The 16,343-nt window shown below is 42.9% G+C and carries 14 protein-coding genes; 6 read left to right on the top strand and 8 right to left on the bottom strand.

Features of this window, described 5'->3' with window-relative positions; translation table 11 throughout:
• The first annotated feature begins 7 nt into the window (after positions 1-7).
• From BLQ87_RS03580 to BLQ87_RS03565, 4 genes are read left to right on the top strand one after another with little or no spacing between them, the layout of a single operon-like run.
• Positions 8-1,258 (top strand): ABC transporter permease, encoded by a 1,251-nt coding sequence (locus BLQ87_RS03580; protein WP_083361663.1) that lies wholly within the window; start codon positions 8-10, stop codon positions 1,256-1,258.
• A gap of 23 nt (positions 1,259-1,281) precedes the next feature.
• Positions 1,282-2,421 carry an ABC transporter permease gene (locus tag BLQ87_RS03575; RefSeq protein ID WP_172664804.1) on the top strand — a complete coding sequence of 380 codons (1,140 nt, stop codon included), beginning with the start codon at positions 1,282-1,284 and terminating at the stop codon, positions 2,419-2,421.
• Positions 2,422-2,440: 19 nt separating this feature from the next.
• On the top strand, positions 2,441-3,817 hold the full coding sequence (locus BLQ87_RS03570) for a sigma-54-dependent transcriptional regulator (protein ID WP_074604736.1): 1,377 nt from the start codon (positions 2,441-2,443) through the stop codon (positions 3,815-3,817).
• Positions 3,801-5,099, top strand: a complete 1,299-nt coding sequence (locus BLQ87_RS03565) for a sensor histidine kinase (protein WP_074604735.1) — start codon at positions 3,801-3,803, stop codon at positions 5,097-5,099. Before BLQ87_RS03570 ends, BLQ87_RS03565 begins: the two co-directional genes overlap by 17 nt.
• Here BLQ87_RS03565 and BLQ87_RS03560 read toward each other — a convergent pair.
• The 6 genes from BLQ87_RS03560 to BLQ87_RS03535 form a co-directional block, all read right to left on the bottom strand.
• A complete protein-coding gene (locus BLQ87_RS03560) occupies positions 5,096-5,932 on the bottom strand; it encodes a maleylpyruvate isomerase N-terminal domain-containing protein (RefSeq protein WP_074604734.1) in 837 nt (278 codons plus the stop codon). The two genes, BLQ87_RS03565 and BLQ87_RS03560, sit on opposite strands and share 4 nt — an antisense overlap.
• A gap of 16 nt (positions 5,933-5,948) precedes the next feature.
• Positions 5,949-6,578, bottom strand: a complete 630-nt coding sequence (locus BLQ87_RS03555) for a hypothetical protein (protein WP_074604733.1) — start codon at positions 6,576-6,578, stop codon at positions 5,949-5,951.
• A 148-nt stretch (positions 6,579-6,726) separates the two neighbouring features.
• Positions 6,727-8,163 carry a TolC family protein gene (locus BLQ87_RS03550; RefSeq protein WP_074604732.1) on the bottom strand — a complete coding sequence of 479 codons (1,437 nt, stop codon included), beginning with the start codon at positions 8,161-8,163 and terminating at the stop codon, positions 6,727-6,729.
• Entirely contained in the window at positions 8,156-11,320 is a 3,165-nt protein-coding gene (locus BLQ87_RS03545) for an efflux RND transporter permease subunit (RefSeq protein ID WP_074604731.1), read from the bottom strand. The genes BLQ87_RS03550 and BLQ87_RS03545 overlap by 8 nt, the downstream gene beginning before the upstream one ends.
• 38 nt (positions 11,321-11,358) lie before the next feature.
• Positions 11,359-12,441 carry an efflux RND transporter periplasmic adaptor subunit gene (locus tag BLQ87_RS03540; protein WP_074604730.1) on the bottom strand — a complete coding sequence of 361 codons (1,083 nt, stop codon included), beginning with the start codon at positions 12,439-12,441 and terminating at the stop codon, positions 11,359-11,361.
• Between the two features lie 134 nt (positions 12,442-12,575).
• Positions 12,576-12,971 carry a hypothetical protein gene (locus BLQ87_RS03535; protein WP_074604729.1) on the bottom strand — a complete coding sequence of 132 codons (396 nt, stop codon included), beginning with the start codon at positions 12,969-12,971 and terminating at the stop codon, positions 12,576-12,578.
• 288 nt (positions 12,972-13,259) lie between these two features.
• Here BLQ87_RS03535 and BLQ87_RS03530 point away from each other — a divergent pair, with 288 nt between their 5' ends.
• Both BLQ87_RS03530 and BLQ87_RS03525 read left to right on the top strand, forming a co-directional pair.
• The gene (locus BLQ87_RS03530; RefSeq protein ID WP_074604728.1) at positions 13,260-14,543 is read left to right on the top strand and encodes a hypothetical protein; all 1,284 of its coding nucleotides are present in this window, start codon (positions 13,260-13,262) and stop codon (positions 14,541-14,543) included.
• 14 nt (positions 14,544-14,557) lie between these two features.
• The gene (locus BLQ87_RS03525) at positions 14,558-15,022 is read left to right on the top strand and encodes a DinB family protein (protein ID WP_074604727.1); all 465 of its coding nucleotides are present in this window, start codon (positions 14,558-14,560) and stop codon (positions 15,020-15,022) included.
• Between the two features lie 6 nt (positions 15,023-15,028).
• Here the strand turns inward: BLQ87_RS03525 and BLQ87_RS03520 are convergent, their stop codons facing one another.
• Both BLQ87_RS03520 and BLQ87_RS03515 read right to left on the bottom strand, forming a co-directional pair.
• Positions 15,029-15,475 carry a DUF6265 family protein gene (locus BLQ87_RS03520; RefSeq protein ID WP_143010322.1) on the bottom strand — a complete coding sequence of 149 codons (447 nt, stop codon included), beginning with the start codon at positions 15,473-15,475 and terminating at the stop codon, positions 15,029-15,031.
• Between the two features lie 51 nt (positions 15,476-15,526).
• Positions 15,527-16,339 (bottom strand): helix-turn-helix transcriptional regulator, encoded by an 813-nt coding sequence (locus tag BLQ87_RS03515; protein WP_074604725.1) that lies wholly within the window; start codon positions 16,337-16,339, stop codon positions 15,527-15,529.
• Between the last annotated feature and the right edge of the window lie 4 nt (positions 16,340-16,343).

The following is a 16,343-nucleotide window of genomic DNA, read 5'->3' as shown; positions in this document are numbered from 1 at the left end:
AAATATCATGCTAAAGAACTATATAAAACTCACTTTTAAAGTAATGCTCCGCAAGAAGTATTATACCGCACTCACGTTGCTGGGAATAAGTCTGACCATAATGATCATCACCGTATTTGCCTCCTTTATCGATCAGATTATCAGTGCCAATCCGCCGGAAATTAACCGCGACAGAACATTGATATTAGATAAAATATCCGTTTATAAGGATGGTAAAAAGACAGATGCCACGCCAAGCATCAGCTTCCTTCAAAAAAACATAAAGGACCTGCAGCGTATAGAAACCATCTCCTATTTTACAAGCAGGGAGTTCATTTCTTTTCTCAACGGAAAAACTACCGGACATGCCCTGAAATTCACGGACGAAAACTTCTGGAAAATAACAGATTTTGAATTTACTGAAGGCAAAGCATTCCATGTTAATGAGGTAAAAAATGGCGCCAGGGTTGCAGTAATCAACGAAAAAACAAAAGCCTATTTCTTTAACGAAAATGAAGCATTGGGTAAAACATTCCCAATACAGGGGCTATCCTATACTGTGATCGGCGTGGTAAAATCGGCCTCCCCTTTCAGCAAAGTCTATGCAGATGTTTATGTCCCCTACACCACAGACATCAATATTCAGCTCACAGAGAAGGCCGTTGAAGGAACCTATAACGCCATACTTTTGGCAAAAACGAATGATTTAAGAAAGGTACGTGCGGAGCTGAGGGCACGTATGAAAATAAAAAATACCGTTTCAGCTGCCGACTCTGTAAAAGTACAAGCCTTTACCTCCCTGGAGCAATTTTCTAAAAGCAGTTCTTTTAACGACGATGAACCTGAATACGGAAAAACCGCAATTGTGGTGGGCATTGTATTGGCCCTATTCCTGCTGATTCCGACAATCAGCCTGGTGAACATTAACGTGACCCGCATTGGTGAGCGGGCAGAAGAGATTGGTGTACGTAAATCCTTCGGTGCAACTTCCGGAAACCTGGTGAAGCAGCTGGTGATTGAAAACATCATCATCACCTTAATCGGCGGATTGATAGGTCTGGGTTTATCGGTTTATGCTTCACAATTATTGGTGCATTTCATCAACACATTCGACCCTTTATTCAAAATGCCCACCGACAGTTTTATCATCAGCTGGCGGGTGTTTGGATTCTGTCTTTTCAGCTGTCTTTTACTCGGTTTGATCTCAGGAGTTTACCCCGCCTGGAAAATGTCCCGTATGAATGTTATTTATGCCTTGAAAGGAGGAAACAACCTATGATTTTACATTTGTTTAAAATGATTATGAACCGGAAGAAACAACATTTCTTCCTATTGCTCCAGCTGTTTGTCACCTTTACCGCGCTGTTTCTTTGTATGGGATTGAATTTGAAGAAATTCAGCAATTACTTCCAGCCCTTAGGATACCGCTATGAAAATGCCTGGGTACTGGCACTTGATTTTCAAAACATGCCAGAGGAAAAGAAATCAGCATATAGCCAACTGATTAAAGAGAAACTTCAGTCTATTCAGGAAATAGAGCTGGTAAGTGCCACTGAGGTTGTGCCCTTCCAACAATGGGGCGTATCAAAAAAGATAACCTACCACAAGCAGACCAGTACTGCTTTGGGATTTGAAGTAGATGAGCATTATCCCGATGTGCTGGATATGAAGTTAGTGGAAGGAAGGTGGTTTAAAGCCACTGATTACGCTTTAAATACCATTCCGGTTGTGTTGACTAAAGACCTGGCTGAGCGGGATTTTAAGCATGAAAGTCCTGTTGGGAAGACCATATTAATAGCGGATAAACCTGCACTGATCGTCGGTGTGTCGGAAACGTTCCGGGAAAATACCTCGGCAAATCTAAGTCCCGGATTTTTCTTCCCACTACAAACAACCGCAACAAAGTACCTTCTTAAATCAAAAAGTGCAGGTAACTTCCAATTGCTGGAAGATAAAATCAGGAAAGCGATAAACTCGGTCGGCAATACTGAAATTCTAATCAAGCAAAATATATCGTTAACCCTGATCCAAAAATTCGCACAAAAAACGGACTATATTCAATTGGGTGTAACGTTAATTGTATTTTCCTTTTTGTTGATCAATGTATTCCTTGGCGTTTCCGGGGTATTTAGTTACAACCTGTCTAAACGTAAAGCCGAAATTGCCCTGCGTGTCATCATGGGAGCCAGTCCGGCAGCGATATTGAAGCAATTTCTTGGAGAATCCATGGTTCTTACTACCTTAGGTATTTTACCGGGTGTGTTGATCGCTGTTCAATTATTAATTATGCAATATTTAGAACCCTATACAGACGGGTACTATGGCGCCATAAGTATTGGCTGTTCTGCTTTATTTATCTATATATTGATGTTAAGCTGTGCTTTCTATCCCAGTTTAAAAGCAGCAAGGCTTAACCCATCTGATGCTTTACATGAAGAATAACCTCATTTAAATATTTAATATGATTCTTATTATTGATGACGATATAGCGGTGTGTGCTTCATTGAGTCTCCTGTTAAAACAAAACGGCTTCAAATCCATAAAGGCGAACGGCCCGGAGGAGGCGCTAAAACATCTTAAAGAAAAACCGATAGCTGCCGTGTTGCTGGACATGAACTTTTCTATGGAAACAACAGGAGAAGATGGCCTGGCTATGCTTCAGCAAATTAAAAAATCAAACCCTATGCTGCCCGTCATTTTAATGACGGGTTGGGGCTCTATCAAACTGGCAGTTGAGGGAATGAAGTCCGGAGCCACAGATTTCATCAATAAGCCCTGGGATAACGACTATCTGATCCATGCCTTAAAAACAGCGCTGGATTTATCTGCTGAACAGGATACGCCAGCTACCTTAACCAGAAAAAAGCTGAATGAAAAATATGGTTTTGAGAACATTGTAGGCGAAGATCCTCAGCTTTTAGAAGTACTCCAGACCATTGCAAGGGTTAGCCGTACGGATGCTTCAGTATTGATTATTGGCGAAAGTGGTACCGGGAAAGAGCTGGTAGCAGAAGCGATTCACGAAAATAGCCCCCGCAAACACAAGGCATTTGTAAAGGTGAACCTTGGAGGGATTTCTTCCAGTTTATTTGAAAGCGAAATGTTTGGACACAAACGCGGAGCTTTCACCGATGCACGCAACGACAGGATCGGGCGGTTTGAGCTGGCCGATAAAGGCACTATTTTTCTGGATGAAATAGGTGATTTAGACTTAAACAGCCAGGTGAAACTGTTGCGGGTATTACAAGACCGGAAATATGAGGTGCTCGGCGACAGCCGTACACGGACTGTTGATCTCCGTGTGGTTTGCGCCACCAATCGTGATTTACGCGAAATGATAGCCGGAAACAAGTTTAGGGAGGATTTGTATTACCGCATAAACCTGATCATCATCCGGCTTCCTCCACTTCGGGAGCGGGCAGATGACATCCCGATTCTGGCAAATTACTTCCTTAAAAACCTGAAGGAAATTTACAACAGGCCTAAGTTACAAATTGATAAAAAAACCTTTAACTGGTTAAAGTCGCTCCCCCTTCCCGGTAATATCCGGGAACTTAAAAACCTGATTGAACGTACGGTCTTACTCAGCGAAGCAGATCTGCTGGAAATAAAGGACTTTGAGCAGCACCTTGAAGCGCAGAGATTGTCAAATACCCCATTAACCCTTCCCGCCGTAGGAACGCTGTCTATCGATGAAATGGAGCTTTCAATGATCAGAAATGCGATGAATTTCTATCAAAACAACATCAGTAAAGTGGCCAAAACACTGGGATTGAGCAGAGGTACTTTATATCGAAAACTGGAAAAATATAATATCCCTTATGAAACTCAAAACTAAAGTTTTACTATTGGCAATTGCCATTCATGCGATATTTATCTACATTCTTAGCCAGCTTTATACGGTAAACAGAAATGCATTCCTGATTGCCGAGGCTTCGGTTTTCATCTCCCTGATCCTGACCTATCTATTGTACCGTGCAGTAAGCCGTCCTTTTGACACCATCTCTTCCGGGATTGCCTCTTTGAAGGATAAAGACTTTAGCGCTAAATTGAATAAAACCGGTCATCGGGAAATGGATGAATTGATTTACGTGTACAACCTGATGATCGAACAGTTAAGACAGGAGCGTTTGCTGCAGGTAGAGAAAAGCTCATTCCTGGAAAAATTGATTGAGGCCTCTCCTTCCGGAATTATCATATTCGGATTCGATGGAAGTATTGCTTCAATAAATCCGGCGGCAGAGGAAATCGTTGGCCTACAGCGAAGTGCTATTTTGGGAAAGCCCATAAACCAGGTCAGCGGCAGACTGCCGGAGCTGCTCTCTCAACTGGAAACCAATGCGCCTAAAGTAGTTAACCTGAACGGAATAAAATCTTACAAATGCCATAAGGCAACATTTACAGACCAGGGATATACCAGAACATTTATTACGATAGAAGAACTAACGGCTGAAATCTATACCAAAGAAAAAAATGCTTATGAAAAGGTAATTAAGATGATGTCGCACGAAGTGAACAATTCAATCGGCGCCATCAACTCTCTTTTAAACAGCTGCTTAAACTACAAACATCAATTAAACGACGAGGATCAGGAAGACTACATGACGGCTTTAGCGATTTCCATCAACCGCAACAATGGCCTCAGTGATTTGATGTCGAATTTTGCAAGGGTAATCCGGATTCCTGAACCGGTACGGCATCAGATTGAATTGATTTCAGTCCTTCGTTCCGTGGCTTTATTGATGGAGCCGGAAGCCCGGAAAAAAGAGGTCAACTGGCAATGGGAAACGGATGCGGCATCATTTGAAACATTTGCTGATGCCCAGCAATTGGAACAGGTGTTTATCAATATCCTGAAAAATGCGATAGAGGCCGTGAATCCATCAGGAACAATACGGATTCAAACCTGCTCATCCACTAAATCCATTTCTATTGCCAACACCGGCAGCCCAATTACAAACGAGGTCAGTCAGCAGCTCTTCTCTCCTTTCTTCAGCACCAAAAAGAACGGACAAGGTATTGGCCTGATGTTAACCAGAGAAATCCTGTACAACCACAACTTTAAGTTCTCTTTAGAAAACACTGAGGAATGGACCGAATTTAAAATACATGTTCATTAAGCCATTACTGCAACTATTTCCAACACCTGTCGTCCCAATTGTTCCTCCCCTCTGAGCTCCGCTTCTTTTAAGATCTCCGCTGGTCTCAGACTTTTAGAGAATAACTTCCAGGCAATATCAGGGGAAATTTTCACCGTTGCATTTGCCTCAGGATGAGTATCCTTGTTCAGCACCCATTCCTTCTCCCCCTTGACAATATTCCATTGTCCGCCGATTTCACTCGTTACAATTAAAGAAACAACAGTGCCCTGCTTTGCGGCCATATCTCTAAAAGTATAAGGGAAAGCATACATAAATGTATCGATAAAAGGGTAATACAATTCTTTTGTCATCAATCCTGGTTTACCAAGGGCATCCCTGATTTGTTGCTGATGCAAAAATTTTTCCGTGTATTCTCTGGCAATATGAAACCAATTGGCCGAGCTTTCCTGTCCGGCCCAGGCGACCGGGAATACGGCATTTCCAAATGGATCAAGCGACTGAAGATGTGCTAAATATTGCGGTCCCGTCGATTCTAAGAGAAATGTCAACACTTTAGGGCTAAGCCTTTGTGCCGCATTTGTCCAGGTCATATTCATATGATTGAGGTAAGCAGTCAGCTCCCCGTAAGTATTGATATTTTCCGCTTTAGCACCGAAATAGCCGTCTCTTGAGGCAGATAATGTCCTTAAATTACCATCCAGCAGATGAGCGGCAACATCTTTAACCTTCCAGAGCCTTGCTACCGTCTGCGCGTTCCATTCCACATCGGTTAAAGCGTTCAGCAAGTTGATCAGCATTTTGTCCAACAGGGGGAACAAATGCAAAGTTTCAATTTCTACCACTTTCTCCATATCAAAATCATGTTTTTCATGGTTTCACAAACTCGCTTTCTGCTATCTTACCAAAGCTTTTCTGTTCTTCATCCCACAAATAAGCTTTATAATATCGCTTCTCGGATTCAGCCGCTTCCTTACAAACTGCAGAAATAAACAACCTGCTGTCTGGCACCATCAATGCGGCATCTTCCATAAAAAAGCAGGAGTTCTCTTCTCCTAAAGGCAGGGCATAAATCTTCCCATCCCTTACATCCACCATAAACCCTAAAACGCAACCTGCGCCGCAACCAAAGACAACCGAAACGTAATGCCCGGCAAAATCAACTGCTTCGTTTTTATAACCTTCGGTGATTCTCGTTTTGAAAGTCTTTGCCTCCGGATAACTTTGCCAATCAATTGCAGCCTTACCTGAACTAACAGGCGCCTCCGTCTGATACTTCTTAAAATCGATACTGTCGAGCACTTTGGAGGAACTTTCATTGCTGGTGTCTGAGACCGGGCTTTCGACAGGAACAGGTTTTACGGTGTCTGCTACTACAATATCCATTTCGGTGCGGTCTGCCTTAGGCGGATTACTGTCAGTTGTTGAAGTTTTATTTTTGCAGGCACTGGCAAGGCCGATGACCGTGAATAGCAGTGGTAATATGCCTCTAAATTTCATAAGGAGGAAACATTTTATTTAAAACGCAGGCAATATCGTCTAAAAAATTATTAAAAGATGTTTTCAGTAGATTTATCGCTGTAAATTCAGAAAATGTGAGCTTAAAAAAATGCCCCCAATCTTTAATAGAATTGGGGGCATCATCACTTTATTGCCAACCTCCACCTAAGTCCCTGTAAAAATGGACGACGGCGTTTAGTTGTTCTTTTCTCGTTTCTATCAGTTCGAGTTTAGATTCCAACGCGTCTCTTTGCGTCATCAGCACTTCAAAATAATTCACCCTTGCAGATTTGAACAAGTCATTTGAAACAACGATTGACCTGTCCAGTGTATCCACTTGCTGCGATTTCAGGCCATACCCTTTTTCCAGGTTACTGATTTTGGAAAGCTGGTTAGAAACCTCGAGGTAGGCATTCAGAATCGTACGCTCATAGTTATACATGGCCTGAAGCTGCCTTGCATTGGCGCTACTGAACTCTGCTTTGATCGCATTTCTGTTGATCAGCGGCCCGGCGATATCTCCGGCAAGCGAATAAAGCACCGATTCGGGAAACTTTAAAAAGTAGGACGGCTTAAATGCCTGTAAACCCACCGCCGCAGAAATATCCAGGGAGGGATAAAATTCTGCTCTTGCCACTTTCACATCCAGCTTTGCAGCAGTCAATTCCAGTTCCGCCTGTTTGATATCCGGACGGTTGGCCAGCAATTGCGAAGGAATACCTGAATGGACTGCCGAAGGCAACAAGCTTAAGAAATTTCCTTTATTCCGCTTGATCTCCTGCGGATACCGGCCGAGTAAAAAGTTAATCCTGTTCTCCGTTTCTTTTATTTTTTGAAGAATCTCAAACTCCATACTTTTTGAAGTGAGCACTTCTGCCTGAAACTTCTGCACCGCTAATTCCGTAGCACGGGATGCTTCTTTCTGAACTTTGACAATCTCCAATGCATTTTTTTGCAGTTCAATGTTCTGTTTTACAATTTCCAGTTGATTATCCTGGGCCAGCAATTCGTAATAAGCATCTGCAACTTCTGCGATTAGATTAGTGACGACAAAGTTCTTGCCCTCCACGGTTGATAAATACCTGCTGATCGCCGCTTTCTTAGCATTGCGGAGTTTCTTCCAGATGTCTACCTCCCAATTCGCATGAATGGCTAAAGTATAATCCATCAGTGGATCCGGCATTGCTTTACCCGGAACAATTTCGGTAGAAGCATCCCCTGCCCCCTGGCTGGTGTATCTCCCTACTTTTTCGACACCAATACCCGCTCCTACACCAACGTGGGGTAACAAATCCCCCTTCTTCACACGGATATCGTTCTTTGCGATTTCGATCTCCTGCAAAGTGATCATCAGCTCCTGATTGTTTTTCAAGGCCGTATCGATCAAATCAACCAGATTTTGATCCTTAAAAAAGCTGCGCCATGGCATGGCCGATATATTGGTGGTATCCGACGCGCTTTGACCGTACGTCCCTGGAACAGTTAATTTTGCCGCCGGTGTCACAACCGCCGGAACCTTACAGCCTGCTATTGCCAGACCTATACCCAATACAAACAGGCATCGGTTTAAATTCAGTTTATACATTGTGATCGATTTCTTCTGTTAATGGATTTTCTTCTTCATTTTTAACAAGCTTGTGTTTCTCTGCGATTCTGGCGAATATATAATACAATCCAGGGATGATCAGCACCCCGCAAATTGTTCCTAAAAGCATCCCACCTGCCGCAGCAGAACCGATGGTCCGGTTCCCTATTTTACCAGGACCAGAGGCGAATACCAATGGGATCAATCCGGCAATAAAGGCAAAGGAAGTCATCAGGATCGGGCGGAACCTAACCACTGCACCTTCTATCGCCGCTTCCAGGACTGTTGCCCCTGCACGATGCTTCTGAACCGCAAACTCCACGATCAATACCGCATTCTTACCTAGCAAACCAATCAGCATCACGAAGGCGACCTGCGCATAGATGTTGTTCTCCAGGCCACATATTTTCAGCAACAGAAAGGCGCCGAAAATTCCACATGGAAGGGAAAGAATTACGGACAAAGGCAGGATGAAACTTTCATACTGTGCGGCCAGGATCAGGTACACAAATCCCAGACAGATCAGGAAGATATAAATCGCTTCATTACCACGGGATACCTCATCTTTGGAAATCCCTGCCCAATCGATACTAAATCCTCTTGGCAAGGTCTTTTCCGCTACTTCATTGATCGCATTAATGGCTGCACCACTACTGTAACCCGGCGCGGAAGATCCGCTGATTTCAGAGGCATTATACATGTTGTGCCGGGTAATTTCCGATAAGCCATAGACCTTTTCCATCTTCATGAAAGCCGAAAACGGCACCATCTCCTCCCGACTGTTTTTCACATATAACTTCAGGATATCCTCAGGCAATGCACGGTACTGAGGCAAAGCCTGCACCATCACCTTATACTGACGGTCGTACTTAATAAAATTGGTCTCGTAATTACTTCCTACCAAGGTAGAAAGCGTGTTCATTGCATTTTCAATGGTTACTCCTTTTTGCTGGGCAAGGTCATTATCCACCCTTAACATATATTGAGGAAAACCGGCACTGTAAAAGGTGAATACCGAGGACAGTTCCGGACGTTTGCTCAGTTCCTTTACAAAATCCTTACTCACCGTTTCCATTTTCTTGAAATCACCAGAACCGGCCTTGTCCAGTAAACGAAGCTCAAAACCTCCGGCAGCTCCATATCCGGGTACTGCTGGTGGTTGGAAAAATTCAATGGTAGCCCCCGAAATTTCCGAAGATTTTTCTTCCAGCTCCTTCATAATTTCTTCCACAGAATGCTTACGGTCTTCCCAGCTTTTCAGGTTGATCAGACAGGTTCCGGAGTTGGCACTCGTTCCTTCCGTCAGGATCTCATATCCAGCCAGGGCGGAAACAGATTGTACCCCCTCCACTTTTTCAGCGATCTTCTGTAACCTTTCTGCGATTTCATTGGTTCTTTCCAGTGAAGATCCCGGAGGCGTCTGGATAATCGCATAGAACATTCCCTGATCCTCGTTCGGGATAAAACCTGAAGGAAGGTTATTGTTCAGGAAATAAGTTCCCGCACAGAAAGCCATCAACACGCCGAAAGTCACCATTCTGCGGCTAACAATCCTACCGAGGATATTTTTATACCGTCCTGAAAGCTTATCGAACCCATTGTTAAAACCGTCCATGAACTTATCCAATCCATTTTTCTTCTCCGATTTCCCATGGTTCTTCAATAAGATCGCACATAATGCCGGAGTAAGTGTCAATGCCACAATCCCGGAAAGAATAATCGCTGTGGCCATCGTAATGGAAAACTGACGGTAAAATATCCCCACCGGTCCCGACATAAAGGCAACCGGAATAAACACTGCCGCCATTAAAAAGGTAATCGCAATAATGGCCCCGCTGATTTCATGCATCACCTTTTTCGTTGCTTTCCGTGCAGAAATATGATACTCATGCATCTTGGCATGTACTGCTTCAATGACGACAATCGCATCATCGACCACAACTCCAATCGCCAGCACCAATGCAAACAGTGTAACGAGGTTGATCGTAATTCCGAAAAACTGCATAAAGAAAAAGGTCCCGATCAGCGATACCGGAACCGCAATGGCCGGTATAAGCGTCGAACGCCAGTCGCCGAGAAAAAGGAACACCACCAATCCAACGAGGATAAAGGCTTCCACTAAAGTATGGATCACTTTTTCAATCGAGGCATCCAGGAATTTGGAAACGTCATAACTGATCTCATAATCCACTCCTTTAGGAAAAGAGCTTTTCTTGATCTCTTCCATTTTTGCCTTAATGTCTTTAATCACCTGACTGGCATTACTTCCATAAGATTGTTTCACCGTAATTGCTGCCGACGCTTTGCCATTCAGGTTAGAGTAAATATCATACATGGAACTGCCGAACTCTATATTCGCCACATCTTTCAGACGAAGAATCTCCCCCTTTGGAGTGGAGCGCAAAATGATGTTTTCATACCCCTCTTTCGTGGTAAAACGTCCCGGATATTTCAATACATATTCAAAAGACTGAGATCTTTTTCCGGAACTTTCACCCGTTTTACCCGGAGAAGCCTCTAAACTTTGTTGATTCAACGCTTCCAAAACCTCATCTGCAGAGATTTTATAGGCCAACATCCTGTCGGGCTTTAGCCAGATGCGCATCGCGTATTCCCGGTTACCCAGGATATCGGCCACACCAACTCCGTCGACCCGCTTCAATTCCGAAAGCACATTGATATCTGCGAAATTGAACAGAAACTTCTGATCCATCTTAGGGTCCTTGCTGTACAAGTTGATGTACATTAACATGTTCGATTCTTCACGGGTGATCTTCACCCCTTCCCGTACCACCAATGGCGGTAGTTTATTAACCACTGAGGCCACACGGTTCTGGATATTTACCGATGCCTGATTTGGGTCTGTTCCCAGGTTAAAGACCACCTGAATGGAGGCTTCACCATCATTACCGGCATCAGAAGCCATGTATTTCATTCCCGGAACACCATTTATGGCCCGTTCCAGTGGAATAATTACTGATTTGATCATGAGCTCACCGTTTGCTCCCGGGTATTCTGCGGTGATGTTCACCTTAGGCGGTGAGATCGATGGAAATTGCGTAACCGGCAAGTGGCTTAATGCCAGCACCCCCAGAAACACAATAATGAGCGATATTACGATAGAAAGGACTGGCCTTTGTATAAACTTATTAAACATTTGTTTATATTTTAATGATAGATACCAAACTGGACAGCTTATTCTGCTTTTAAGCGCAGACGGGAAAGAACTTCTTTAGGCGCAAGGTGCTCGCTTTTGATCTTTTCATCATCCTTTACCTTCTGAACGCCTTCCAGCAGAATGCTGTCGGTTTCAGAAAGGCCGCTGCCAACAACATACATATCAGGCATTTCTGCAGCAATAATAATGTTTCTGGAATGCACTACATTGTCTTTTCCAACCACAAATACATACATCTTATCCTGGATCTCATAAGTCGCTTTCTGAGGGATGATCAATGCATTTCTGAGGGGAACAAGCATTTGGATTTTTCCGGTTTCTCCATTCTTCAACAACCTGTTTGGATTAGGAAAGCGTGCCCTGAAAGCGATGTTACCTGTTTCACTATCGAATTCGCTTTCCACTACTTCTACATTTCCTTTGTCTTTCAAAAGTTCATTGTTAGCCAGTAAAAGGCTTACCTTATTGTCAGCACGTGCTTTGATATTGGTTTGGTATTCTAAATATTCCGGTTCAGAAACATTAAAGTAGGCAAATACCTGACTGTTATCAGAAAGGCTGGTTAGTAATGCGCCTTCATCAACAAGACTTCCTAATTTCAAAGGAATCCGGTCTATGGTTCCATCAAAAGGAGCCCTGATTTCTGTAAATGACAAATGGAGTTTGGCCAGGGAGACTTCCGCTTTCGCCTGATCCAGCTTAGCCTGAGCCATCGCCTGTTCATTTTTGGAAACTACATTTTTATCGGCCAGTAGTTTGACGTTTTTCAACTCTATCTCTTCAGCTTTAACTTCAGCCTGCGCTTTCCGCAATTCAGCTTCATACACTTTAGGCATGATCTTAAACAGCAGCTGACCTGCTTTTACAGACTGGCCTTCATCTACATAAATGTTTTGCAGGTATCCTTTTTCCTGCGCCCGGATCTCAATGTTACGGACAGAACGGATTTGCGAAACATATTCCTTGGTAAAGGAAGTATCCGTTTTTAAAGGACTGGTGGTGGTAAACTTGCTGTCTTCTTTTTTCTCTTCTTTTTTTGAGGTACAGCTGGCAAGGCTCAACAAGGCAATAGCAGCCGTGAACACGATTGTTTTCTTCATGATATTAATTGGGGAGTTAAGCGAATAAATGAAAAAACACCGGTTGGGAAGGCTGGAACAGCCATCATCATGCCTACGGATAAATCCAGCAGATATGTGTCATTAAAATTTTGTTAACCGATGTATGTGGTTTCTCAGATCTTTAAGACTCTTTGTCTGATGTAAATCGGAGCACTGTCAGCGCAGAAAGGTGGAAAAGATTTAAATCGCTTGTGGTCATCCTCCGGAATTAAAGAAGGAAAGAAGCTCAGATACCATTTATCGCATAAAAGATAAGCCTGGTTTACGAGTGAATTTGAAACGTCATCTCCATTGAAGTGTTCCTCGTCTACTTCGGCCTCTTCAATTTCAGTCATGTCCAGATCTGCAGTTGCAAAACTGAAAGATTCGCTTTTAGCAAGCCTGTGATGTGAGCAGGAATTCACAGAATGATGATGAGGAATAGGAGCATGATGTGTCCCCGTACGAAGGTCACTCCCCTTGCTGAGCAAATGGGAAAACAGGAAGACGAAAAACAGGACTACTCTCATTGGGCGCAAAACTAATCAAAGTATTGAAAGAAAAAAATACAGACACTAAATTGATTAAAAGATTAGAGATGAATGACATGAATTCTTCCTTAACAGCGCTATTCGCTCGGTCTTGTACTGACTGCGGATGAATTTCAGGCAATTGGCGTCATCTTGTTTCATATAGTAAGCAAGCCCAATATAATATAAAGATTTAAAATAAATTCCTGCCTTTTTATTAATTTCAATCATTATTTAACCTCTTGGCAGCTGTATACACAAATCAGCTGTCGATTTCATCAAAACAATATGAAAAACTGGAATACCGATTTTTTTGAAAAGCTTTATGCTAAACTCTCTGTTTCCCTGATTGAAAATTCCCGTACACACCTATTCACGATGTCCAATCCTGGCAAGTTTCTTCCTTCCGGCCTGAATCCCGGCGTAAAACTGGAAGACGCAGCAATTCTTTCCTCGATTGTTGAACAGGTTCCTGAATTCAGTTGGGTTGAAAAACAGAAAGGCAGGAAAATCTCCGAAGTGTACAATTCCATTTTGAATTATAAAGAAAGTCCGGCCAACACCGGAACACCTGAACGAATGGCTAAGTTAAGAGAGGCAGAAATGCAATATGATCGATATATCGAGGAATATCAGGTTCACAAATACGCCTATGACGCTGTGCAACTGGAATACCTAAGCGCCAAAGCAACTCAGGAAAACGGCGGAGCAAAAATACCGAGAACGCTGATGATAAAACATGAACAAACCGTGAACAAGTGGATTGCAAGAGGTCGTAAAAATCAGGTGGAACTCAGTTTAGCCATCATAAAGGAATACCAGCCCTTAGATGCAGCCAATTTTTGGAAGCAGGCAGGGGAACAGTTTCAAAATGGGCAGCATACCACCAATACAGGAGCTGTTTTTCAGTTAACAGACTTCTACCCCAACTACAAGTATTGGTTTGAGAATTCCGGCTGGAGCGCTTTCAGCTTTGACCAGCAGGACCTTGATCAACAACGCAAATCGGGATTGACGGGTTTAACGGGAGATCTGGATCCTTCCTTTGGCATTTTCAACCTTTCCAATAAGCAAAGTGATCGTAACCAGCAATCCTTTTTAAAAATGGAGGAAACTGCAGTAAAAGTAGAATGTCAGCTCAAGCAAATCCACATTGAAAGAAAATGGCTCAAACCTCTGGTACTCTCCAGCAATGCCTGGCGTATGGACAAAAATTCCGCGGAACCGAATCTTTCTCTATCCAGTGGAGCCGATTTAGAAAAAGGCATCGTGCCCGTTGGAGAGATGACTTTATTGCCCGTCTCGGCCATCATTTGCAAAAACCTAAAGGTCAATGGCCGCTTTGCAGATGATGTGGTTCAAAAAATCAATGGAGAAATTGAGCGCAATGAGCTTGCTGTTGGTTTTGGTCCTTTTGCCATCGCTGATCAGCGTTATGGACAAAATGAAAGGGTCAGAGGGATGGTTACCAATCAAGTCATTGAAGTAACTGAGGAACAAATCATTGGGATCATTTGTGAGATCCTTCCAAAAATGCCTAACCCGAATCCACAACTGCCCTGGAAAAAATAAAAAAAAATCCGCTTATGAAGCTGACCGCACAAATTGCAAAACACTTCAGAGAAGTTCATTTCGGAGGAAACTGGACTTGCTCCAACCTAAAGGACAACATGGCGAATGTAACCTGGCAACAGGCAATCACGCCAGTTCAAAGCCTCAATACCATTGCCGCACTCGTCTATCACGTGAATTATTATGTAAGCGCCGTCCTCAAGGTTTTGGAGGGAGAACAACTCGATGCTAAAGATGAGTATAGCTTTAACCATCCCGCCATCTCTTCAGAGGAAGACTGGGAAGAATTGAAAAACAAAGCGCTGGCCGATGCAGAAAAATTCGCGGATCTGATAGAACAATTACCGGAACACCGGCTTTGGGAATATTTTGAGGAAGAAAAATACGGGATTTACTATAGAAATATCCATGGAATTATAGAGCATACCCATTACCATTTGGGACAGATTGCCCTGATCAAAAAAATGCTGAGGGCTTAAATGGCCTTATTTACGCTTCATCATTTTATAAGAAAAGCCTTTGTCATTTTCCCCCAGTACCTCCACAAAAACGGTCGTATCATTTAATTTGGTGTATTGGATTTTTTTAGGGAAATCGTGCGACAGGTTTTCAAATGAGTATTTGTTTTTCCCGCTTTTGTTCAGCTCAAAATCAATGGTTTTCCCGTTATTTTGACCCGGTACTGTGGCCTGATAAACAATTTTTCCGGCTATCGCTTTTATAGAAAAATATTCTGTGGTCACTTTTTGCCCGGCCTTCATTTTATAAGCGCTTCCTTCCAGCAGGGAATCGTTTATCCCTTTCCAGCTTTCATAGTTTTCTTTGTTTTCTGCTTTCCAGGTTCCCCGTAAAAAACCAAGTCCGTTTAGCCGGTCTTTTGTGATAAAAGAACTGAAGCCAACCAACATACATAAGGTTATTAATGTTTTCATGCCATAAAGTTGCTATAATATAAAGGTTCAAAATTGTAAAAATGCGACAAGCTAGTCCGTTCCCGAAAATAAGGAAGACATTTTAAGGTTATTTGAATAAAACTTCTTGGGGCTCATTCCAGCAAACTCCTTAAAATCTTTTATAAGATGTGCCTGATCATAATAGTCTCCCTGATAAGCAATGCTGGTAAGGCTAGTAAATTGCGGATCTGCCATTATTTTTAACACCGATTGCAACCTGATCATCTTAGAAAGCTGTTTAGGGCTCAGTCCTACTGCTATTGAAAATTTCCGTTCCAATTGCCTCCGGTTGATCTTTAAATTATCCGTCAGCTCATCGACAGAAACTTGCCCCTTTAACTTCATCATTGCGGCTACACCAGACCTTACAATCTGATGAACAGATTCAGGTGTGATGAGTTTATGCAACAAAAATCTTTCTACCAATTGAATGCGTTCTTCGGTGTTTAATGCATTTAATATTTCCTTTTCCAGATCGATACCTTCCTCAGCGAACAACTCCTGCAAAGGAACCGCTCTGTTTTCCATATCACCAACAGGAAATGTAGCAAAAGCTGCGAAACCTTCAGGTAAAAAACGAACCGCAAAGACTCCGGTTTCGCCGGTTGGTACGATCTCCAAGGGCTGTGTGACCTGCCCAAAAACAAAACATCTGGGCTGAAGAACTGTGCTTCCATCAAGGTATTGCCTGTAAAGATCGCCATAATGAAAGATCATTTCCATACAACCATCAGGTACGATACGCTGCTTTTCAGGAGCCTTCTCTTTTGGAGCTTCCAATGTCCAGTAACATCTGACATAGTTTGACAATCCTGGGTTTGGCTGATAGGTTTTGTAGTCCATAACA

This window comes from Pedobacter steynii (genome assembly GCF_900103665.1).
Taxonomy (GTDB): Bacteria; Bacteroidota; Bacteroidia; order Sphingobacteriales; family Sphingobacteriaceae; genus Pedobacter; species Pedobacter steynii.
Note: the sequence above shows the minus strand (reverse complement) of the source record. Positions and strands in the feature narration are given on the sequence as shown.

Bases quoted from the DNA above. Each gene is read 5' to 3' on its own strand.
- BLQ87_RS03580 (WP_083361663.1), top strand. From the start codon at position 8: ATGCTAAAGAACTATATAAAACTCACTTTTAAAGTAATGCTCCGCAAG.
- BLQ87_RS03575 (WP_172664804.1), top strand. From the start codon at position 1,282: ATGAACCGGAAGAAACAACATTTCTTCCTATTGCTCCAGCTGTTTGTC.
- BLQ87_RS03570 (WP_074604736.1), top strand. From the start codon at position 2,441: ATGATTCTTATTATTGATGACGATATAGCGGTGTGTGCTTCATTGAGT.
- BLQ87_RS03565 (WP_074604735.1), top strand. From the start codon at position 3,801: ATGAAACTCAAAACTAAAGTTTTACTATTGGCAATTGCCATTCATGCG.
- BLQ87_RS03560 (WP_074604734.1), bottom strand. From the start codon at position 5,932: ATGGAGAAAGTGGTAGAAATTGAAACTTTGCATTTGTTCCCCCTGTTG.
- BLQ87_RS03555 (WP_074604733.1), bottom strand. From the start codon at position 6,578: ATGAAATTTAGAGGCATATTACCACTGCTATTCACGGTCATCGGCCTT.
- BLQ87_RS03550 (WP_074604732.1), bottom strand. From the start codon at position 8,163: ATGTATAAACTGAATTTAAACCGATGCCTGTTTGTATTGGGTATAGGT.
- BLQ87_RS03545 (WP_074604731.1), bottom strand. From the start codon at position 11,320: ATGTTTAATAAGTTTATACAAAGGCCAGTCCTTTCTATCGTAATATCG.
- BLQ87_RS03540 (WP_074604730.1), bottom strand. From the start codon at position 12,441: ATGAAGAAAACAATCGTGTTCACGGCTGCTATTGCCTTGTTGAGCCTT.
- BLQ87_RS03535 (WP_074604729.1), bottom strand. From the start codon at position 12,971: ATGAGAGTAGTCCTGTTTTTCGTCTTCCTGTTTTCCCATTTGCTCAGC.
- BLQ87_RS03530 (WP_074604728.1), top strand. From the start codon at position 13,260: ATGAAAAACTGGAATACCGATTTTTTTGAAAAGCTTTATGCTAAACTC.
- BLQ87_RS03525 (WP_074604727.1), top strand. From the start codon at position 14,558: ATGAAGCTGACCGCACAAATTGCAAAACACTTCAGAGAAGTTCATTTC.
- BLQ87_RS03520 (WP_143010322.1), bottom strand. From the start codon at position 15,475: ATGAAAACATTAATAACCTTATGTATGTTGGTTGGCTTCAGTTCTTTT.
- BLQ87_RS03515 (WP_074604725.1), bottom strand. From the start codon at position 16,339: ATGGACTACAAAACCTATCAGCCAAACCCAGGATTGTCAAACTATGTC.